Genomic DNA, 18,101 nt, shown 5'->3' with positions numbered 1-18,101 from the left:
TCCGTTGGCTGCGTGGACGCCGATAACCACCCATCGGCGCTTGACGTTGATCTCGCTCGCTCAGCAGGGTGTCGATCAGGGTCGAGCCATCCGACAAGGTTGTCAGGTGGGCCTGGCGACGTGGCCGTGCCATCAGGAGGCGATCACGAGATGACCGCACGAAGTCGGCGCCTGCGCACAGCCTGCGCGGCCCTGCTCGGCGTGGCCGTGATGGTGGCGGGGGCTGGCCTACCGGCCGGCGCCGCGCCCGCGACACGCGCGGTGGAGGACCTCGCGCAGTGGGTGAACCCGTTCGTCGGCACCAAACCGGGCGGGCCGGACCACGGCACCGGGGGCGGGGCGGGCAACAACTTCCCCGGCGCGGTCGCGCCCTTCGGCATGATGCAGTGGAGCCCGGACACCGTCACCCACCAGCATGGCGGCTACTACTACGACGACAACCGGATCAAGGGCTTCAGCCTGACCCACCTCTCCGGCGCGGGCTGCTCCACCTACCAGGACATCCCGATCATGCCCTTCGTCGGCGAGGTCACCACCTCCCCGGCCACCGACCCCGGCCGCTACGTCTCGACCTTCTCCCACACCAACGAGAAGGCCAGCCCCGGCGCGTACTCGGTCGGCCTGGACTCCGGCGCCAAGGTCGAACTGACCGCCACCCAGCGCACCGGCCTTGGCAAGGTCACCTTCCCCGAGGGCCGCCCGTCCACCATCCTGGTCAACTCCTCGGGTTCGATCGCCGGGGCCGACGACGCCGAGACGATCATCGGCAAGGATTCGGTGAGCGGCTGGGCCAGCAGCGGCCGGTTCTGCGGTCAGCAGCAGAACAAGTACCGGGTCTACTACCACGTCCAGTTCGACCGCCCGTTCGCCTCGGTCGGGACCTGGAAGAACGGCTCGGTCAACACCGGCCAGACCCGGGAACGCGGCGGCTCGGCGCCCAAGGTCGACCTGGCCGCGGTGAACGCGCCCAAGGCCACCGCGGACCAGGGCAAGCGATCCGCGCCGCGGGCCATGGGCACCCAGGACACCGTGGTCTCCGGACCAGGCAGCGGCGGCTTCGTCAGCTTCGACCCCTACGACGGCGACACCGTGCACATGCGGGTCGGCCTGTCCTTCGTCTCCCTCGACGGGGCCAAGAACAACCTCCTCGCGGAGAACATCGGCAAGTCCTTCGAGAACATCGCCGCCGAGACCAGGGCCGCCTGGAACGAGCGGCTCAACACCATCCGGGTCAGCGGCGGCACCGACGCGCAGCGCACCACCTTCTACACCGCGCTGTTCCACTCCCTGGTGCAGCCCAACGTCTTCTCCGACGCCGACGGCAGATACATCGGCTTCGACGGACGAGTGCATTCGGCCGAGGCCGGACATGCCATCTACACCAACCTCTCCGGCTGGGACGTCTACCGCTCGGAGATCCAGCTGCTGTCGGTGATCGCGCCCGCGGAAGCCTCCGACATCTCCCGGTCCATGATCGCCTTCGCCGAACAGGGCGGGTCCTGGGACCGCTGGACGGTGGCCAACAGCTACACCGGGGTGATGGTCGGCGATCCGTACCACATCATGGTCGCCAGCTCCTATGCCTTTGGCGCCAAGGACTTCGACGCGCGCAAGGCACTGCTGCTGATGCTGCGCGGGGCCACCCAGAAAACCCAGGGCTACGAGGAACGCCCCGGCCTGGAGGACTACCAGAAGCTCGGCTACATCCCGCTGGGCGCGCCCAACACCTGGGGCCCGCCCGCGACCACGCTGGAATACGCCAGCGCCGACTTCGCCATCGCCGACCTGGCCCGGCGACTCGGTGACGGCGCCACCTGGAGCGCCTTCAGCAAGCGATCCCAGCACTGGCAGAACATCTTCAACCCCGGCACCGGCTACATCCAGGCCCGCAACCGGGACGGCTCCTTCCTGGAACCCTTCAACCCCGGCGAGTCCAACAACTGGGTGGAGGGCAACGCGGCCCAGTACACCTGGATGGTGCCGCACAACGCGCAGGGCCTGATCACCGCGATGGGCGGCAACGAGGCCACGGTGAAACGCCTGGACCACTTCTTCACCAAGCTCAACGCCGGACCCAACGAGCCGTATGCCTTCCTGGGCAACGAGCCGATCATGCACGCGCCCTGGCTGTACAACTTCGCCGGCGCCCCGCACCGCACCCAGGAGGTCACCCGGCGCGCGGTGAACGACCTGTTCGGCTCAGGGGCCAACGGGTTGATGGGCAACGACGACCTCGGCCAGATGTCCTCCTGGTACGTCTGGGCGGCCATGGGCATGTACCCGGTCATCCCCGGCCGGGCCGAACTGGTGCTCAACAGCCCGCTGTTCCCGGAGATCACCGTGACCCGGCCGGGCGGTTCCACCTGGACCATCAAGGCACCTGGTGCCGCGGCGAAGAACCAGTACGTCAGCGGGGTCAAGGTGAACGGCCGGGCGATCAACAACACCTGGCTGCCCGAATCCTTCGCCGAACGCGGCGGCACGGTGGAATTCGCCTTGCAGGACACGCCGAACCTGAGCTGGGGCAGCAAACCGGAGAACGCGCCACCGTCCTTCCGGGAGGGTGAGACCGGTGCTCGCGGCTCGGTCGAACCCGGCCGCCTGGTGCTGCCCGCCGGTGGATCCGGCGCGGCGGTGATCGGCGCGCAGGACTTCTCCGGCAAGGGCACCAAGGTCCGCTGGGCCACCCAGGCGCCAGCCGGACTGACCGTCACCCCGGCCAGCGGCGAACTGACCGTGCCCCCCGGCGGCAAGGCGGGGGCCACCGTCACGGTCGCCGTCGCCGCGGGCACACCCGAAGGGGCGCAACGGATTCCGGTCACCTTCACCGGAGCGGGCGGGATGAACATGTCACCCGGCGCGTTGCAGGTGCTCATCGCCGAACCGAACAGTCTGCGCGCGGCCTACAACAACGCGGGCGTGTCCCCGGACGACGATCCGGCCGCGGCCAACTACGACGGCGGCGGCTGGAGCTACTCCCGCAACGCCCTCGCCGGAGCGGGCGTCCGTCCAGGTGGAACGGTCACAGTGGACGGTCTGGCACACCGGTGGCCGGATATTCCCAAGGGAGAGCCGGACAACGCCACCATGGCCGGGCAGACGGTGAAGATCGCCGCACCGGCCGGCGCGACCAGGTTGTCGGTGCTGGGCAGTGCCACCAACGGAAAGTCCGTGGGCACGCTCTCGCTCAACTACGCCGACGGGACGACTGAGCGGGCTGAGATCGCCTTCAACGACTGGGCGGTGAACGCCTCCGCGATCGAGTTCGGCAACCGCGTCGCGGCCACCATGTCCTACCGCAACAAGAACGACGGCCCGCAACAGCTGACCGTGCACCTGTTCGCCACCGCGCCGATCCCACTGGCAGCCGGGAAACAACTGGTGAGCGTCACCCTGCCGAACTCCGCGCAGGGCGGTCTGCTGCACGTTTTCACTGTCACCGCCGGGTAATTCGCAAGGTGAACTAAGGATGAAGCGCAGGCATCAGGGGGCTGGAACTGAGTCCGCCCAGCCCCCTGATGTCAACCTACGAAGAGCCCTAACAAGACCTGAATCTGTTGACTAGTTTCTTCCCTATACCTGCTGCGGAGGCGCGGCCAGGGGCATAGACGCCCGTAGCAGCCACAAGCTGCGGGCCGGGCCGGTCAACTATGGCGGCGGGATCGGCCCGGCCCGCAGGTCTAAACCAGCGCGCCACGCCTTTTCTGGTCGCCCTGTTGTGTTCTCTAGCCACACAGGACCAGCAGTGGCGTCACCACGGTGCAGGTCCTCGAAGCCGTGTTGTTGGCCGGGTTGGGGTCTGCCGGGGTGGAGGAGTGCAGGGTGGCCGTGACCTTCTTGCCGATTCCGATGGTGAGCAGGCTCAGCGGCACCCGGAAGGTGATCTGATCCGAGGCGCCCGCGGCCAGGTTGCCGCCGCCGCAGGTGACCACGGTGCCTGCCACCGTGCACTCCGGGGACGGGGCGATCGCGGTGGTGCCCGCGGGCAGCTGGGCCTTGATCACGACGCCGGTCGCGGTGCCGGGGCCGAGGTTGCTGGCCTTGACGGTGTACTCGATGGCCGGGATGAGGACGCCCAGGATCGGGTTCGTCGACAGCTCGACCTTGATGTCCGGGCCTGCGGCGGGGGCGGCCTGGGCGGCGGGGGCGAACACCGCGGCCAGCGCCATCGCGCAGCCGACAGCCTTGGTGGGCAAGGAAAAACGCATGACATCCCTTGGGTTCGATGGTGGGTGACCGCGCCGGACCGCGGCGAGCGTTGATAACGCTCGGTGGTTGGACGTGTTCACTCTGCTTGCAGGTGCGGCCGGTCACAAGCGTCCATCCGGTGGTCGTACGGTGCTGCGCGCGGACCTGTCCGGCTAGCCCGCCAACAGCTCGGCAACCCACCTGACCTCGGCGGATGCCTCGCATTCGCGCAGCACCTCGATGGCCTCCCGCCAGCATTCGGCCGCAGCGCCCGCCTCGCCCAGCCCGGTGTGCGCCAGGCCGCGCACGGCCAGCGCGGTGCCCAGGAACAACAGCTGTCCGGTCTGCCTGCTCAACTCGACCGCCGCGGTGGCCAGCCCGGCCGCGGCGGTGACCTCGCCGAGGCCGAGCTTGATGTGCGCCAACTCGGTGAGCACCGGGGTCTCCATGAACCGCAGGCCGCCCGCACGCACCTCGGTCAGCGCGTCCTCGGCCTGGGACAGGGCCTCGGTGTGCCTGCCTTCCTCGCGGGCGATGCCGGCCAGGTTGGTCACCGCGTGCACCCGGCCCGCCCGGAAACCCATCTCCTCGGCGATCCGGATGGCCAGCTGGAAGTAGCCGGTGGCCACCGCGAGGGTGCCGCGCCTGCGATGCAGCGCGGCCAGGATGTTCAGCCCGTTGGCCTCGATCCGCCGGTCGCCCAGTTCCCTGGCCAGTGCCACCGCGGCCGCGGCCACCTGCTCGCACTCGGCCAGCTCGTCCCGGTCCCGGTGCGTCGCGGCCAGGCAGCTGAGCACCGCGGCCTCGCCCACCCGGTTCCCGCCGTCCTGGTATCCGGCCAGCGCCAGCTCCAGCTCGGTCAGCGCCGTCCTGGTGCGGCCGACGGAGAACAGCGCGACGCCCAGGTACAGCCTGCCGTCGGCGTTGCCCAGTTCCACCGCCTGCTGGTGGAACTGGATCGCCTCGGCGAAGCGGCCCAGCTGCTGGTGCACCGCGCCCAGGTTGTTCAGCGCACTCGACTCGCCCGTCCGGTTCCCGGCTTCCCGGTACAGGGCAAGGGATTTCGCGTGATGCTCGGCCGCGGTCTGCGGCTGCCCGAGCCGCCCGTGCGCCAGGCCCAGCCCGTCCAGCGCGACCGCCTGACCCAGCGGATCACCCAGTGAGCGGTACAGCTCCACCGCCCGCCGCTGGTGCACCGCGGCTTCCCGCAGACCGCCCAGCCTGGTCTGGAACTGCCCGAGCAGCGCGTGCATCCTGGCCTGCGCGGGCCGGTCGTGCACCGCCATCGCCGCGGCCAGCCCGGCCTCCGCGGTGGCCACCGCCTCCGCGCCGCAGCCCCGCGCGCCGAAGTAGCCGTGCAGCGCGTCCGCGATCCGCCAGGCGTAGTCGGGCAGTCCACGTTCGGCCGCGGTGCTCGCCGCGGCCACCAGGGACGGCCGTTCACCGTCCACAATGGAGGGTTCGGCGGAGGCGGCGGTGCGGGTGAGGAACTCATAGGCCCGGCGCAGCGCGGCGTGCAGTTCGGCCGGGGACTCGGTGTCCTCGGCGCGGGCGCAGGCGTACTCGCGCAACAGGTCGTGGCACTGGAACCGGCCGGAACCCGGTTCCTGCACCAGGTTCGCCGCGGTCAGCCGGTCCAGCAGGGTGCTCGTCTCCGGCTCGGTCAGGTCCGCGACCGCGGCGGCCAGCGGCAGCCCGAAGTCCGGGCCGGGCAGCAGGCCGAGCAGCCGGAACAGCCGCTGCGCCAACGGGTCCAGCATGGCGTAGGACAGGTCGAAGGCGGCGTGCACGGCCGCCTCGCTGTCCCCGTCCACCGACAGCGCGTCCAGCCGGTTGCCCGCGCGCAGATCGGTGACGTACCGGGTCAGGTCGCGGTGCGGCCTGCCGGCGAAGTTGGCCCCGGCGATGCGCAGCGCCAGCGGCAGCCGGGCGCACAGCGCGGCCAGCTCCAGCGCGGCGCCGGGTTCCTTGTGCACCAGGTCCGCGCCGAGCACGTCGCCGAGCAGCGCGACCGCGTCCGCCGCCGGCAGCACGTCCACGGTCAGCGTGGGCGCTTCCAGCGCACGCAAGCTGTCCCGGCTGGTGATCAGGGCCGCGCTGCCAGGGGTGTCCGGCAGCAGCGGCCGCACCTCGGCCGCGCCGGCGGTGTTGTCCAGCACCACCAGCACCCGCTTGCCGGACAACGCCTTGCGGTACAGCGCGATCTGCTCGGCCAGCGCCGCGGGCACGTGGTCCGGCCGCACACCCAGCGCGCGCAGCAGCCGGGCCAGCGCCTCGGTCGGCGGCATCGGCGGACTGGTCGCGTAGCCGCGCAGGTTCACATACAGCTGCCCGTCCGGGAACCGGCCACGCGCGCCGTGCGCCCACTGCACCGCCACCGTGGTCTTGCCCACCCCCGGCGGCCCGGCCAGCGCCGCCACCACCGGCCGTGGGCCTGGTACGAGCAGGGTGTCCAGCCGGGTCAACAGCTCCGCCCGGCCGACAAAACCGTTGGCGCCCGGCGGTAACTGGCACACCCCGGCCGGTCGCGGGGTGTCGATGACCTGTTCCGGCTGGGCCGGGGCGCCGCTGAGGATGGAGTGGTGCAGCGCGCGCAGTTCGGCGTCCAGACCGGCCCGGAACAGCACGTGCGCGGCCCGGTAGGTCTCCAGGGCCTCGGCCTGCCGCCCGGCCCGGTAGAGCGCGAGCATGAGCTGGTACCAGAATCGCGGCCGGGTCGGGTGATCCTTGGTCAGCGAGGTCAGCTCGCCGACGAGTTCGTGGTGCGCGCCCAGCCGCAGATCCAGTTCCAGCCGTTGTTCCAGCGCGTCCAGCAGCTCGCGTTCCAGCAGCGGCGCCAGGTCCTGGCGCACCCAGTCGAAACGCAGGTCGGCCAGTGGCGCGCCCCGCCACAGGGTCAGCGCGTCGTGCAGCAGCGCGGCGGCCTGCTCGTCGGTCTGCCCGGCCCGCCCGGCCTCGGCGACCAGGGCCCGGAAGCGGTGCAGGTCCACCGCCTGCGGGTCGACCACGAGCTGGTAGCCGGTCGGCCGGGTGAGCAGTTCGACCCCGGGTTCGCCTGCCAGCAGCTTGCGCAGCGCGGCGATCAGCCCGTGCACCGCGTTGCGGGCCGAGGCCGGTGGCGCGTTGTCCCACAGCGCCCGGACCAGCCGGTCCACCGGCACCACCCGGCCGGCCTCGACCAGCAGCATGCCGAGCAGGGCACGACGACGAGGCGGACCGGGCGGCAACGCCGTCCCGTCCCGCCATGCCTCCACCGAGCCGAGCACGCCGAACCGCACCGGATCAATGTTTCATCCCGCCCCGGCACACGCCACGTTCGGCTAGCTTCTGCACGGTGGCCGCCGAGATCGTCATCGAGGACCTTGCCCTGGGCCGCGCGCTCCTCGGCGTGTCCCTGACCCTCGCCCGCGGCGAGCGCTTCGCCGTCTACGGCAGCTCAGGACGAGTGCTGGCCGAGCTGCTCACCGGTGTCCGCGAGCCTGATCACGGGGTGCTCCGGATCGAGGGCGGCGCGGCCCTGGTGGCCACCGAACCGGCCCTGTTCGATCGACTGACCTGCCGGGAACAGCTCACCGCCTTCGCCGCCCTGCACCGCCGCCCAGCACCGGACCTACTGGCCGCGGTGGGCCTGACCGAGTGCGCGAATATTCGCGAGGACCGGCTGAATCCGGCTCAGCGCCGCCGCCTCGGCCTGGCCTGCGCCCTGGTGACCGAGCCGGGACTGCTGGTCCTGGACGCCGACCCGGCCGGGCTGTGGCCGCTGCTGGATTCGCTGCCGCAGACCGTGCTGTTCACCACCGAGGACCCGGCCGCGGCCGCCCGCGCGGACCGGGTCGCGCTGCTCGGGCACGGCCGCCTGCTCGCGGTGGACCGGCCGGAGACCCTGGTCGAGGCCCTGGACGCGGAACGTCGCCTGCTCGCCCCGGAAGCCGTCGGCGCGACCCTGGCCGACGTGCTGCGCCACCTGGGCGGCCGGGAGGCGGCGCCGTGAGCGCTTCGCCCGCCGTGCTCGGCCCGCTGGTGCTGGCCGCCGCCCGCGATCTGCTGCGCAACCGGGTGCTGCTGTTCTTCACCTTCTTCGGCCCGCTGGCCTACCTGACCGCGTTCGCCGTGCTGTTCAGCACGGCCGGACCCGGTCCGCTGCGGGCCAGCGCGCCCGGCCTGCTCGGCTGGACCATCGCCAGCTCCGGCTCGCTCGGGGTGGCCGTGGCCCTGGCCAGCTGGCGTCGTTCCGGCCTGCTCGGGCAGATCCGGCGCAGTCCGGCAGGCTGGCGGCCGGTGCTGCTGGCCCGGCTGCTCGCGTTGTGCGGGCACACCGCCTGGCAGGCCGCGGTGCACCTGGCGGTGGCGATCGCACTGGGCCTGCGGCCGGTGCGCTGGTGGCCACTGCCGCTGTACCTGCTTGTCGGCACGCTGGCCTTCGCCGCACTGGGCCTGCTGGTGGGCGCGCTGACCGCCTCGGCCGATCGGGCGGCCGCGGTCACCATGCTGATCCTGATCCCGATGGGCGTGGCCAGCGGCGCCTTCATCACCGAGGCCCCGCCCTGGGTGCACGCCCTGGCCGCGCTGCTGCCGATGCGCCAGCAGCGCAACGGCCTGCTCGCCGCGCTGTCCGAGGCGGACCCGGCGGGCCTGTGGTGGCCGTTGCCGGGACTGCTCGGTGTCGCCGCCGTGCTCGGCGCCGCCGGACTGTGGCTGTGCGCGCGCCGGGAGCGGGTGCTCAGCCCTTGACCGCGCCGCCGGAGAGCCCCTCCACGATGTAGCGCTGGGCGAAGGCGAACAGGATCATCGAGGGCACCAGCGAGACCACGGTGGCCGCCGACATCGAACCCCAGTCGATGTCGTACTGGGTGATGAAGGAGTTCATCGCCACCGGGATGGTCTTGGCCTCCTCGTCGTCGATGAACATGATCGCCAGGAACAGCTCGTTCCAGCACTGGATGAAGGCGAAGACGAAGGTGGCCGCGATGCCCGGCAGCATCACCGGCACCACCACCCGGAACAGCGCCTGCAACCGCCCGCAGCCGTCGATCATGGCCGCTTCCTCGATGGCCACCGGGATCCGCTCGAAGAACCCGCGCAACATGATGGTGCAGAACGGGATCAGCATCGCCACGTACACCAGCACCAGACCCGGCAACCGGTTGAGCAGGTCCAGGGAGTTCAGCAGCAGGTAGAGCGGGCCGAGCGCGATGAACAGCGGGATCATCTGGGTCACCAGGAAGGCCAGCATCACCTGGCCGCGGCCGCGGAAGGAGAACCGGGCCAGCACGTACCCGGCGAGCAGCCCGATCAGCAGCACCACCGCCGCGGCTGCCAGCGACACCAGCAGGCTGTTGCCGATGTAGGTGCCGAAGCTGGCGAAGCCGAACAGCCGCTCGTAGTTGGCCAGCGTCGGCGAGCCCGGCAGGTACTCCAGCGGCAGCCGGAAGATGTCGCCCTGCGGTTTCAGCGAGGTGACCACGATCCAGTACAGCGGGAACACGGTCACGACCAGCCACAGGCCGAGCACGGCGAAACGGGCGAAGGCGGCTGCGCGCATCAGAAGTCCCTGCTCTTTTCCAGCCTGGTCGCGGCCAGGTAGAAGACCGTGAACGCGAACAGCAGCACCAGCACGATCAGCCCGACCGCGGACGCCTGGCCGTAATCCTGGGCGCCGATGATCTTGTTGATCATGTAGGTGGTGATGATGTGCGTCTTGCCCGCCGGGCCGCCGTCGGTCATCGCGTAGATGATGTCCGGGAAGTTCAGGATCCAGATCACCCGCAGCAGCACCACCAGCACCAGGGTGGGGCGGATGAACGGGATCACCACCCGCCACAGCGCCTGCGCGTAGCTGGCCCCGTCCAGCCGGGCCGCCTCGTGCAGCTCCTGCGGCACCGATTGCAGCGCGGCCAGGATCATGATCGAGAAGAACGTGACGCCGTACCAGACGTTGGCGATGATCTGCCCGGTCTGCGCCCACTCCGGACTGGCCAGGAAGGCGATCGGCGCGTCCACGATCCCCATGCGCAGCAGCAGATCGTTGACCACGCCGAACTCGGCGTTGAACATCCACCGCCAGATCAGCCCGATCAGGAACCCGGACATCGCCCACGGGAAGAACACCAGCGCCTGGTAGAGCCCGCGACCGCGGAAAGCCTTCTGCAGCAACAACGCCAGCCCGAAACCGAGCACGAACTGGCCGGTCAGCGAGAAGGCCACCCAGATGCCGGTGTTGGCCAATGCGGTCCAGAACCCTGGCTCGGCAAGGACTTTCTCGAAGTTGCCCCAGCCGATGAAGCCGGTGTCGCTGAGGTCGAACAGGGTGTAGTTCTGGAAGGAGATGACCCCGCCGCGGATCATCGGGTAGTAGGTGAACACCCCGACCAGCAGCAGCGCGGGCGCCAGGCAGGCGGTGATGAACAGCCCTCGGTTGCGGCGCAGCACGAACGCCGGGCGCGGCGCGGTGTCGGTGCTCATGCGCCACCGGCCTTCTTCTGCTCGGCCCAGAATTTGTCCCAGGACCCGAGTACCTCGGCCACCGTCTTCTCCCCGACCAGCAAGGACTGCACGTCGATATCGGCCTGCTTCTGCCAGCGCCCCCAGCCCGGGTACTGGATCGGCCGCTCCACCACGACCTGCGCCGGATCATTGGCCATGTCCAGGTAGGCCTTGAACGCGCCGGTGGAGAACTGCGGATCCTGGGCCGCCGCGGTGTGCACCGGGATCAGCGAGTGCTCCTTGGCCCAGCGCAGCCCCTGTTCGGCCGAGCTGAGGAAGGCCAGCAACTTCACCGCCGCGTCCCGGTTGCGGCTGAACGAGGTGACGCCCCAGCCCGCGTACCCGGTGGGCTGCAAGGCGAGTCCGGTGGGGCCCTTGGGAATCGGCAGCGTGGTCCAGGATCCCTTGGGCAACCCGGTGGCCCGCTCGGTCGTCTTGATCACCTCGGGGTCCTGGATGAGCAACGAGGTCACCCCGGAGGTGAAGCCCTGCACCATTTCCGGATAGCTCCAGGCCAGCGACCCCGGCGGCGACCCGGTCTTGAACAACCGCAGGAACGCCTCCATCGCGGTCACCGCCTCGGGCGCGGCGAAGATCGTGCTGCCGTCCTTGCGCCAGAACCCCTGCGCCGGATCCACCTGCGGCCCGGCATAGGCGGAGATGATCGAGACCGCGTAGTGGAAGGTGCCCGCGCCACCGCGGAAGGAGTACCCGAACCGGTTCTTGCCGGGTTCGGTCAGCTGCGCCGCCGCCTCGATCAGCTCCGGCCAGGTCGTGGGCGGCTTGATCCCGGCCTCGCTGAGCCGGTCGGTCCGGGCGAACAGGGTGTTCTGGAAGAACCCGTACGGCACCAGGTAGGGCTTGCCGCCGACCGAGGCCGCCTTCTGCCGCGCCAGCGGGGTCAGCTCCTGCCAGCCCGGCCAGTTCGCCACGTAGGGGGAGAGGTCGAGCAGGCTCTGGTTGTTGACGAACTGCTTGACCGTGTAATCCCGCACCTCCACCAGGTCCACGTCGTTCTTGGCGCTGAGCACCTGAGCGATCTTCTGGTCCGCGCTCTGCAACGGCGGCGAGATCAGCCGCACGTCGATCTCCGGGTTGGCCGCCTCGAACGCGGTGATCATGTCCCGCAGCAACGCGGTCCGCTCCGGACTGGTCAGACTCTGGATCACCCGCAAGGTGATCCCGCCGCCCGTGCCACACCCGGTGAGCACCGAGGTCAACAGGGTCAGGGCCACCAGCCCGAACACGGCGGATCGTGGTCTGCGCATGCCACCCCCGAGACGTGTCAACGTTGTCAACACTGGCTGAGTCCGGCGAACGTAGCCGAGCCCCCAAGCCGCTGTCCAGGGCCTTCAGTAGTTGCCTCGGGCAGGCCCAGCCGGGCGGAGACCCGTCGGAAACCCCTGCCTGGCTACCAAGTCCACATGAGACGTCAGCTCCTGGTCCTGCTCGCCGCCATCACCGCTGTGGTCGGCCTGCCCGCACCCGCCAGCGGTGCGAACGTGCGCTCGCCCGCGCCGTGGGTGGCCTCGCTGCAGCTGGACGGCAAGCACGTCTGTGGTGGCACCCTGGTCGCCGCGCAATGGGTGCTGACCGCCGCGCACTGCGTGGGCGAGCCCGGTGGTGTCGACCGGATCCGGCTCGGCAGCCTGGACCACACCCGCAGCGGCGTCCTGGTCAAGCCGGTCCAGGTGGTCAGACACCGTGGCCCGGACCTGGCCCTGGTCAAGCTGGATCGCCGGGTGCCATCGCGGCCCATGGAGCTGAGCACCGGCGCGCCGGGTGCGGGCACCCCGCTGAAGCTGCTCGGCTGGGGGCTCACCTGTATGGACTGCGCCGGGTCGGACCGGCTGCGGCAGATCGAGCTGCCGGTGGCCCCCGAGGCCGGCTGCGGCAAGGGCCAGGAGCGTCTGTGCCTGCCGTCCCGGCGTGGCCAGGGCGCCTGCGCCGCTGACTCCGGTGGCCCCGCGCTGGTCAGGAACGGGCGGGGCTGGCGGCTGGCCGGGGTGATCTCGGACAGTGGGCCGATCAAGGTGGCCCCGGCGGTGGACTGGATCAAGGCCACCGCTCGCTAACCCAGGGTCTCGAACGCGGCGGCGAGATCAGCCACCAGGGTCTCGCCGTCCTCCAGGCCCACCGACAGCCGCACCAGCCCGACCGGGATGCCCATGGTCGCCCGCACCGACTCCTCCACGGTCACCGCCGGCGCGTTCACCAGGCTCTCGTAACCGCCCCAGGACACGCCGATCCTGAAGTGCCGCAACGAGTCCACGAACTTCTCCACCAGCGAGACGTCCTCGGTGTCCAGCTCGAAGGCGAACAGTCCGGAGAACCCGCTGAGCTGTCGCCGCGCCAGTTCGTGGTCCGGATGTCCTGGCAGCCCGGGGTAGCGGACCGAACGCACCCGCGGATGCGCGTCCAGGAACTCGGCCACCCGCAGTGCCCGCTCGCCGTGCGCGGCCATCCGCACCCCGAGCGTGCGCAACCCCTTGACCACCTTGGCCGCGTCGTGCGGGGACATCGCCGCGCCGTAGAGCTGGTACTCCACCAGCGAGAGCGGCCGGACCAGCGCCGCCGACCCGCACACCACACCGCCGACCAGGTCGCTGTGCCCGCCGATGTACTTCGACAGCGAGTGCACCACCAGGTCCACGCCCAGCGTGATCGGCTTCTGGTACAGCGGGGTGGCCCAGGTGTTGTCCATGATCGTCACCGCGCCGTGCGCCCGCGCCAGCTCGACCACGGCGGCGATCTCCAGCACCCGGAAGGCCATGAAGGTCGGCGACTCGAAGTAGACCAGCCTGGTCTCCGGCCGGATCAGCTCCCGCGCCTGGTCCAGATCGGCCGCGTGCGTGTGCGTGACGCCGAACTTGGTCAGATAGCGCAGGAAGCTGGTGGTCGGCCCGTAGATCGCGCCGATGGCCAGCACGTGATCGCCCGCGGCCACCTGCGAGGAGATGGTCGCCGAGATCGCGCCCATGCCCGAGCCGAAGCACTTGGCCCGCTCGGCCCGCTCCAGCGCGGCCAGCTTGTCCTGCGCCAGCGCCACCGTCGGATTGGTGCCGCGCCAGTAGACGAAGTTCTCGTCCTCGGCCCGCAACGCCTTCCCCAGCGCGGCCGTGTTCGGGAAGGTGAACAGGGAGTTCTCGTAGACCGGTGGGTGCACCGCGCCGAGGAAGTGCTCGGCGTCCTCACCCAGGCGGGTGCAGATCCAGTCGTCGCTGTACACGTCGGACACGAGCGCGAAGGCTACCCGGGGGAGGGGTGCGCATGACGCTGGAGTTCCGCCTGCTCGGCGTGGTCGAGGCCACCAGTGCGGGCAGGCCGCTGGAGGTGGGGCACGCGCGGCAGCGCAGTGTGCTCGCGGTGTTGCTGACCGAGATCAATCGTCCGGTCCCGGCTGCCGTGCTGCTGGACCGGGTCTGGGGCGATCGCCTGCCGGACACCGCCAGGGACACCCTGGGCAGCTACCTGTCCCGGCTGCGCCGCACCCTCGCGCCGGCCGGGGTCACGCTGACCAGGGGCAACGGCGGCTACACCCTCACCGCGCCGGAAACCGCCGTCGACCTGCACCGCTTCCGCGCGCTGTGCGCCAAGGCCCGCGCCGCCGCGGCGCCGCTGCCCCTGCTGGAGGCCGCCCTGACGCTGTGGCGCGGCGAGCCCTTCGCCGACCTGGACGCCCCCGGCCTCGACCCGCTGCGCACCGCGCTGGCCCAGGAACGGCACACCGCCGAACTCGACCGGGACGACCTGCTGCTGGCCCAGGGCCGCCACGCTGAACTGCTGCCCGAGCTGACCACCGCCGTCGCGGCCACCCCGCTGGACGAGCGCCGGACCGGCCAGCTCATGCTCGCGCTGTGCCGCCTCGGCAGGCAGGCCGACGCGCTGGCCCACTACGCCGAGCTGCGGGCCCGGCTGGCCGGGGAACTCGGCATCGACCCCGGCCCTCGGCTGCGTGAGCTGCACCAGCGCGTCCTCACCGCCGATCCGGCACTCACCCCGCAGCCCCGCGCCATCCCGGCCCAGCTGCCCGCGCCGCCCCGGCTGTTCACCGGCCGGGACGCCGAACTGGCCGCGCTGACCGTGGGCGAGACCAGCGTGGTTAGCGGCATCGGCGGCATCGGCAAGACCTCGCTGGTGCTGTACTGGGCGCAGCGGCACCTGGCCGCCTTCCCGGACGGCCAGCTCTACGTGGACCTGCGCGGCTTCGACCCGGCCAGCCCGCCGATGCCGCCAGGGGTGGCGCTGCGCGGATTCCTGGACGCCCTCGGCGTGCTGCCCTCGGCCGTCCCGGTGGACGAGCACGCCCAGGCCGCGCGGTACCGGAGCCTGGTCACCGGCCGCCGCCTGCTGATCGTGCTGGACAACGCCCGCGACTCCGAACAGGTGCTGCCGCTGCTGCCCGGCGGCGCCACCTGCACAGTGGTGGTGACCAGCAGGCACCGCCTGGACGGCCTGCTCGCCACCCACCGCGCCCGCCCGGTGCCGGTGGCGGGCCTGGCCGAGTCCGATGCCCGCCACCTGCTCGCCCGCTACCTGGGCGCGGACCGGCTGGCCGCCGAACCCGCGGCGGTCACCGCGCTGCTGACCCGCTGTGCCCGGCTGCCGCTGGCCCTGGGCATCGTGGCCGCCCGCGCCGCCACCCACCCCGGCTTCCCGCTGGCCGCGCTGGCCGAGGAACTCCGCGAGGACACCACCCGGCTGGACGCCCTGGACTCCGGCGAACTGACCGCCAGCCTGCGCGCGGTCTTCACCACCACCTACCACGCGCTCAGCCCGGAAGCGGTCGCACTGGCCGGTCTGCTCGCGCACGCCCCCGGCCCCGACCTGGGCCTGACCGCACTGCCCGCGCTGACCGACGAACCGCTGCCCGCCACCCGCCCCCGGCTGCGCGAACTGACCGCGTTGCACCTGGTCCAGGAGCACACCCCCGGCCGCTACCGGATGCACGATCTGGTCCGGCTCTACGCCGCCGAACACGCCAAACCCGACGACACCGCGCAACGCAGGCTGATCGCGCACCAGCTCCAGTCCATCGCCGAGGAGGCGGACCGGCTCGCGGTGGAATGGCCGAACCTGCTGGCCGCCGCCGAACTCGCCGCCCGCCGCGACTGGCGGCCCGAACTCACCGCACTGGCCGCCACCCTGCCGCACTACCTGGACCGGACCGGCCGCTACGACGACGCCATCGCCCTGCACACCCTGTTGCTGGGCACCGGAAACCGCGAACTCATCGGCCCGGCCCTGGTCGGCCTCGGCCTCACCCACTGGCGCCGCGGCGAGTTCGACACCATGATCGAGCGCTTCAACCGGGCACTGGCGCACGGCAGGGACCTCGGCGACGACCTGATCATCGGCCGGTCGCTCAACGGCCTCGGCCTGGCCCACCTGCGTCGCGGCGACCACGCGGAGGCGCTGTCCTGGCACCGCGCCGCGCTGACCATCGGCCGCACCGCGGGTTTCCTCGACGTCGAGGGCTACGCGCTGGTCGGGATCGGGTTCGCCGAGCAGTGGTTCGGCAACTACGAGTCGGCGCTGAGCCACCACCGGATGGCGGTCACGGTGGCGGGGGAGTCCGGCGATGTGGACCTGGAATGCCACGCCCGCAACGGGATCGGCATCGCCTGCGTGGCCCTGGGCCGTCCCGGCGAGGCGGTGCCGCAGCACGAGCAGGTGCTGGCGGTGGCCCGGCAGCGGGAGAACCGGTACCTGCAAGGGCACGCGCTGGTCTGTCTCGGCCTGGCCCGGCACTGCACCGGTGATCTCGACGCCGCCCTGCCGCCGGTGCACCAGGGGCTGGCGCTGGCGGTGGAGATCGGCGAACACTATCAGCAGACCCGGGCCCACCAGGTCCTCGCCGCCCTGCACCAGGACCGGGGCGAGCCCGACCAGGCAGCCCATCACGAACGGCTCATGCTGGAGTTGCGCACCGCGCTTGGCCTGCCCGAGTTCAGGGCGCTGTTCCCACCCCGAGGATGACGATCCGGGCCCTGCCGCTGGGCAGAGCCCGGATCCCGTCGGCGAACGCCCCCATATCTCCGCTCGCCGCACGTCACCACGGTGCCCGCGCGCCCCTGCGGAAACCCTGCGCGTTCCTGGAATCCCCAGCTCACCGCCACTTGCCCCGCCCGGCGTCCGGGTGACCGCGATCACCAATCACACTGGAGAGCGGACATTTCACCCGAGGGAGGGAGCGGCGTGTTCGCTACGCCCACAGCGCGTTTCCGTGCGGTAGCCATCGCCGAGGCGTTTTCCTGGGCCGGCCTGCTGGTCGGCATGTTCTTCAAGTACGTCATGGTCGGCAACGACCTGGGGGTCAAGATCTTCGGCCCGGTGCACGGAGTGATCTTCGTGCTCTACCTGTTCGTGGTGCTCATGGTGCGTGAGCCGCTCAACTGGGACGGGCGCACCACGACCTGGGCGCTGATCGCGAGCGTGCCGCCGTTCGGCACCATCGTGTTCGAGCGCTGGGTGAACAAGCGGACTCAGGCGGCCGCGGTCACTCCGTGAAGTCGCCGGTGGCGTGCCGGACCTTGGCCAGCAGGGCGGTGAGCTGGACCGTCTCCGGTCCACTCAGCCCCTGCAGGCCGAATCCGGCCTCCACCACCGCCTCGGTGGCCACCTTCATCCGGTCCCGCCCGGCGTCGGTGATGGCCACCAGCGTGGTGCGGCGATCGGTCGGGTGCGGCTCGCGCTGCACCAGGCCGTCGCTCTCCAGCCGGTCCACGATGTTGGTGACACTGGTCGGGTGCAGTTGCAGCCGCTCGCCCATCACCCGCATCGGCAGGCTGCCGCGCCGGGAAAAGGTAAGCAGCACAAGGGCTTCGTACCTGGCGAAGGTCAGCCGGTGCGGTTTGAGCGCACCGTCCACTGCGGACTGCACGATCTGCTGCACGCGCATCACGCTGGTGACCGCGGCCATCGTCTCCGAAGGCCCGATGCGCTGGGTCCAGGATTCGGCGGCCCGCGCGATCGGGTCGAAGGGGAGTGGATGGCCGGTCACAACCTCCGAAACTAGCAGTGCGTACTGAGCAGTAGCAGCCTGAGATGGATCTTTTTTCACAGCGTGGAACCAGGGAGGCCCCAGCGATGCTCGTCGCGTTCAGTGTCAGTCCGGCCGGCGGTGAGACCGGCGGCGTCAGCGAGGCGGTCGCCGCCGCGGTCAAGGTGGTCCGGGAATCGGGACTGCCCAACGAAACCAGCGCCATGTTCACCACCATCGAAGGTGACTGGGACGAGGTGATGGCGGTGGTGAAGCAGGCCGTGGACGCGGTGGCCGCCTTCGGTCCCCGGGTGTCGCTGGTGCTCAAGGCCGACATCCGCCCCGGCTTCACCGGCCAGCTCACCGCGAAGGTCGAACGCCTTGAGGCCCACCTCTCCGAGGGCTGAGCTGCCTGGCCAGTGATGGTAGGTCGTCCTACTATTGGACT

General features: G+C 71.0%; 14 protein-coding genes. 7 read left to right on the top strand and 7 right to left on the bottom strand.

The window, feature by feature from the left end; all coding sequences use genetic code 11:
* Window positions 1–150 precede the first annotated feature (150 nt).
* Window positions 151–3,450 carry a GH92 family glycosyl hydrolase gene (locus tag ACTOWY_RS15720; RefSeq protein ID WP_441310349.1) on the top strand — a complete coding sequence of 1,100 codons (3,300 nt, stop codon included), beginning with the start codon at window positions 151–153 and terminating at the stop codon, window positions 3,448–3,450.
* Between the two features lie 275 nt (window positions 3,451–3,725).
* Here ACTOWY_RS15720 and ACTOWY_RS15715 read toward each other — a convergent pair whose 3' ends face one another.
* On the bottom strand, window positions 3,726–4,208 hold the full coding sequence (locus tag ACTOWY_RS15715) for a DUF11 domain-containing protein (protein ID WP_441310348.1): 483 nt from the start codon (window positions 4,206–4,208) through the stop codon (window positions 3,726–3,728).
* Between the two features lie 153 nt (window positions 4,209–4,361).
* Window positions 4,362–7,466 carry a BTAD domain-containing putative transcriptional regulator gene (locus ACTOWY_RS15710; RefSeq protein ID WP_441310347.1) on the bottom strand — a complete coding sequence of 1,035 codons (3,105 nt, stop codon included), beginning with the start codon at window positions 7,464–7,466 and terminating at the stop codon, window positions 4,362–4,364.
* A gap of 56 nt (window positions 7,467–7,522) precedes the next feature.
* On the opposite strand from ACTOWY_RS15710, the gene ACTOWY_RS15705 reads away from it, so the two are divergent.
* The gene (locus tag ACTOWY_RS15705) at window positions 7,523–8,179 is read left to right on the top strand and encodes an ATP-binding cassette domain-containing protein (RefSeq protein ID WP_441310346.1); all 657 of its coding nucleotides are present in this window, start codon (window positions 7,523–7,525) and stop codon (window positions 8,177–8,179) included.
* Complete coding sequence (locus tag ACTOWY_RS15700) at window positions 8,176–8,919, top strand: ABC transporter permease (protein WP_441310345.1); 744 nt, start codon at window positions 8,176–8,178, stop codon at window positions 8,917–8,919. The genes ACTOWY_RS15705 and ACTOWY_RS15700 overlap by 4 nt, the downstream gene beginning before the upstream one ends.
* Here the strand turns inward: ACTOWY_RS15700 and ACTOWY_RS15695 are convergent.
* The 3 genes from ACTOWY_RS15695 to ACTOWY_RS15685 are packed head-to-tail and all read right to left on the bottom strand — an operon-like array spanning window position 8,909 to window position 11,939.
* Window positions 8,909–9,730, bottom strand: coding sequence for a carbohydrate ABC transporter permease (locus ACTOWY_RS15695; RefSeq protein ID WP_441310344.1), 822 nt, complete (start codon window positions 9,728–9,730; stop codon window positions 8,909–8,911). The two genes, ACTOWY_RS15700 and ACTOWY_RS15695, sit on opposite strands and share 11 nt — an antisense overlap.
* Complete coding sequence (locus tag ACTOWY_RS15690) at window positions 9,730–10,650, bottom strand: carbohydrate ABC transporter permease (RefSeq protein WP_441310343.1); 921 nt, start codon at window positions 10,648–10,650, stop codon at window positions 9,730–9,732. The genes ACTOWY_RS15695 and ACTOWY_RS15690 overlap by 1 nt, the downstream gene beginning before the upstream one ends.
* The gene (locus ACTOWY_RS15685; RefSeq protein ID WP_441310342.1) at window positions 10,647–11,939 is read right to left on the bottom strand and encodes an ABC transporter substrate-binding protein; all 1,293 of its coding nucleotides are present in this window, start codon (window positions 11,937–11,939) and stop codon (window positions 10,647–10,649) included. The genes ACTOWY_RS15690 and ACTOWY_RS15685 overlap by 4 nt, the downstream gene beginning before the upstream one ends.
* 156 nt (window positions 11,940–12,095) lie before the next feature.
* Between ACTOWY_RS15685 and ACTOWY_RS15680 the strand changes: the two genes are divergently transcribed.
* On the top strand, window positions 12,096–12,746 hold the full coding sequence (locus ACTOWY_RS15680; RefSeq protein ID WP_441310341.1) for a S1 family peptidase: 651 nt from the start codon (window positions 12,096–12,098) through the stop codon (window positions 12,744–12,746).
* On the opposite strand, the gene ACTOWY_RS15675 is transcribed toward ACTOWY_RS15680, so the two are convergent.
* Window positions 12,743–13,909, bottom strand: a complete 1,167-nt coding sequence (locus ACTOWY_RS15675) for a trans-sulfuration enzyme family protein (protein ID WP_441310340.1) — start codon at window positions 13,907–13,909, stop codon at window positions 12,743–12,745. The genes ACTOWY_RS15680 and ACTOWY_RS15675 overlap by 4 nt on opposite strands.
* Window positions 13,910–13,941: 32 nt before the next feature.
* Here ACTOWY_RS15675 and ACTOWY_RS15670 point away from each other — a divergent pair, with 32 nt between their 5' ends.
* Entirely contained in the window at window positions 13,942–16,650 is a 2,709-nt protein-coding gene (locus ACTOWY_RS15670; protein ID WP_441310339.1) for a BTAD domain-containing putative transcriptional regulator, read from the top strand.
* Window positions 16,651–16,869: 219 nt separating this feature from the next.
* The gene (locus tag ACTOWY_RS15665; protein ID WP_185009396.1) at window positions 16,870–17,181 is read left to right on the top strand and encodes a DUF3817 domain-containing protein; all 312 of its coding nucleotides are present in this window, start codon (window positions 16,870–16,872) and stop codon (window positions 17,179–17,181) included.
* On the opposite strand, the gene ACTOWY_RS15660 is transcribed toward ACTOWY_RS15665, so the two are convergent.
* Window positions 17,171–17,674 carry a MarR family winged helix-turn-helix transcriptional regulator gene (locus ACTOWY_RS15660; RefSeq protein WP_185009394.1) on the bottom strand — a complete coding sequence of 168 codons (504 nt, stop codon included), beginning with the start codon at window positions 17,672–17,674 and terminating at the stop codon, window positions 17,171–17,173. The genes ACTOWY_RS15665 and ACTOWY_RS15660 overlap by 11 nt on opposite strands.
* Window positions 17,675–17,760: 86 nt before the next feature.
* Between ACTOWY_RS15660 and ACTOWY_RS15655 the strand changes: the two genes are divergently transcribed.
* A complete protein-coding gene (locus tag ACTOWY_RS15655; RefSeq protein ID WP_247765662.1) occupies window positions 17,761–18,060 on the top strand; it encodes an MTH1187 family thiamine-binding protein in 300 nt (99 codons plus the stop codon).
* Window positions 18,061–18,101 lie beyond the last annotated feature (41 nt).

This window comes from Crossiella sp. CA198 (assembly GCF_052078295.1).
Lineage (GTDB): Bacteria > Actinomycetota > Actinomycetes > Mycobacteriales > Pseudonocardiaceae > Crossiella.
Note: the sequence above shows the minus strand (reverse complement) of the source record. Positions and strands in the feature narration are given on the sequence as shown.

Coding starts and splice junctions, on each gene's coding strand:
- ACTOWY_RS15720 (WP_441310349.1), top strand. CDS start 151: ATGACCGCACGAAGTCGGCGCCTGCGCACAGCCTGCGCGGCCCTGCTC.
- ACTOWY_RS15655 (WP_247765662.1), top strand. CDS start 17,761: ATGCTCGTCGCGTTCAGTGTCAGTCCGGCCGGCGGTGAGACCGGCGGC.
- ACTOWY_RS15685 (WP_441310342.1), bottom strand. CDS start 11,939: ATGCGCAGACCACGATCCGCCGTGTTCGGGCTGGTGGCCCTGACCCTG.
- ACTOWY_RS15670 (WP_441310339.1), top strand. CDS start 13,942: ATGACGCTGGAGTTCCGCCTGCTCGGCGTGGTCGAGGCCACCAGTGCG.
- ACTOWY_RS15690 (WP_441310343.1), bottom strand. CDS start 10,650: ATGAGCACCGACACCGCGCCGCGCCCGGCGTTCGTGCTGCGCCGCAAC.
- ACTOWY_RS15680 (WP_441310341.1), top strand. CDS start 12,096: ATGAGACGTCAGCTCCTGGTCCTGCTCGCCGCCATCACCGCTGTGGTC.
- ACTOWY_RS15715 (WP_441310348.1), bottom strand. CDS start 4,208: ATGCGTTTTTCCTTGCCCACCAAGGCTGTCGGCTGCGCGATGGCGCTG.
- ACTOWY_RS15695 (WP_441310344.1), bottom strand. CDS start 9,730: ATGCGCGCAGCCGCCTTCGCCCGTTTCGCCGTGCTCGGCCTGTGGCTG.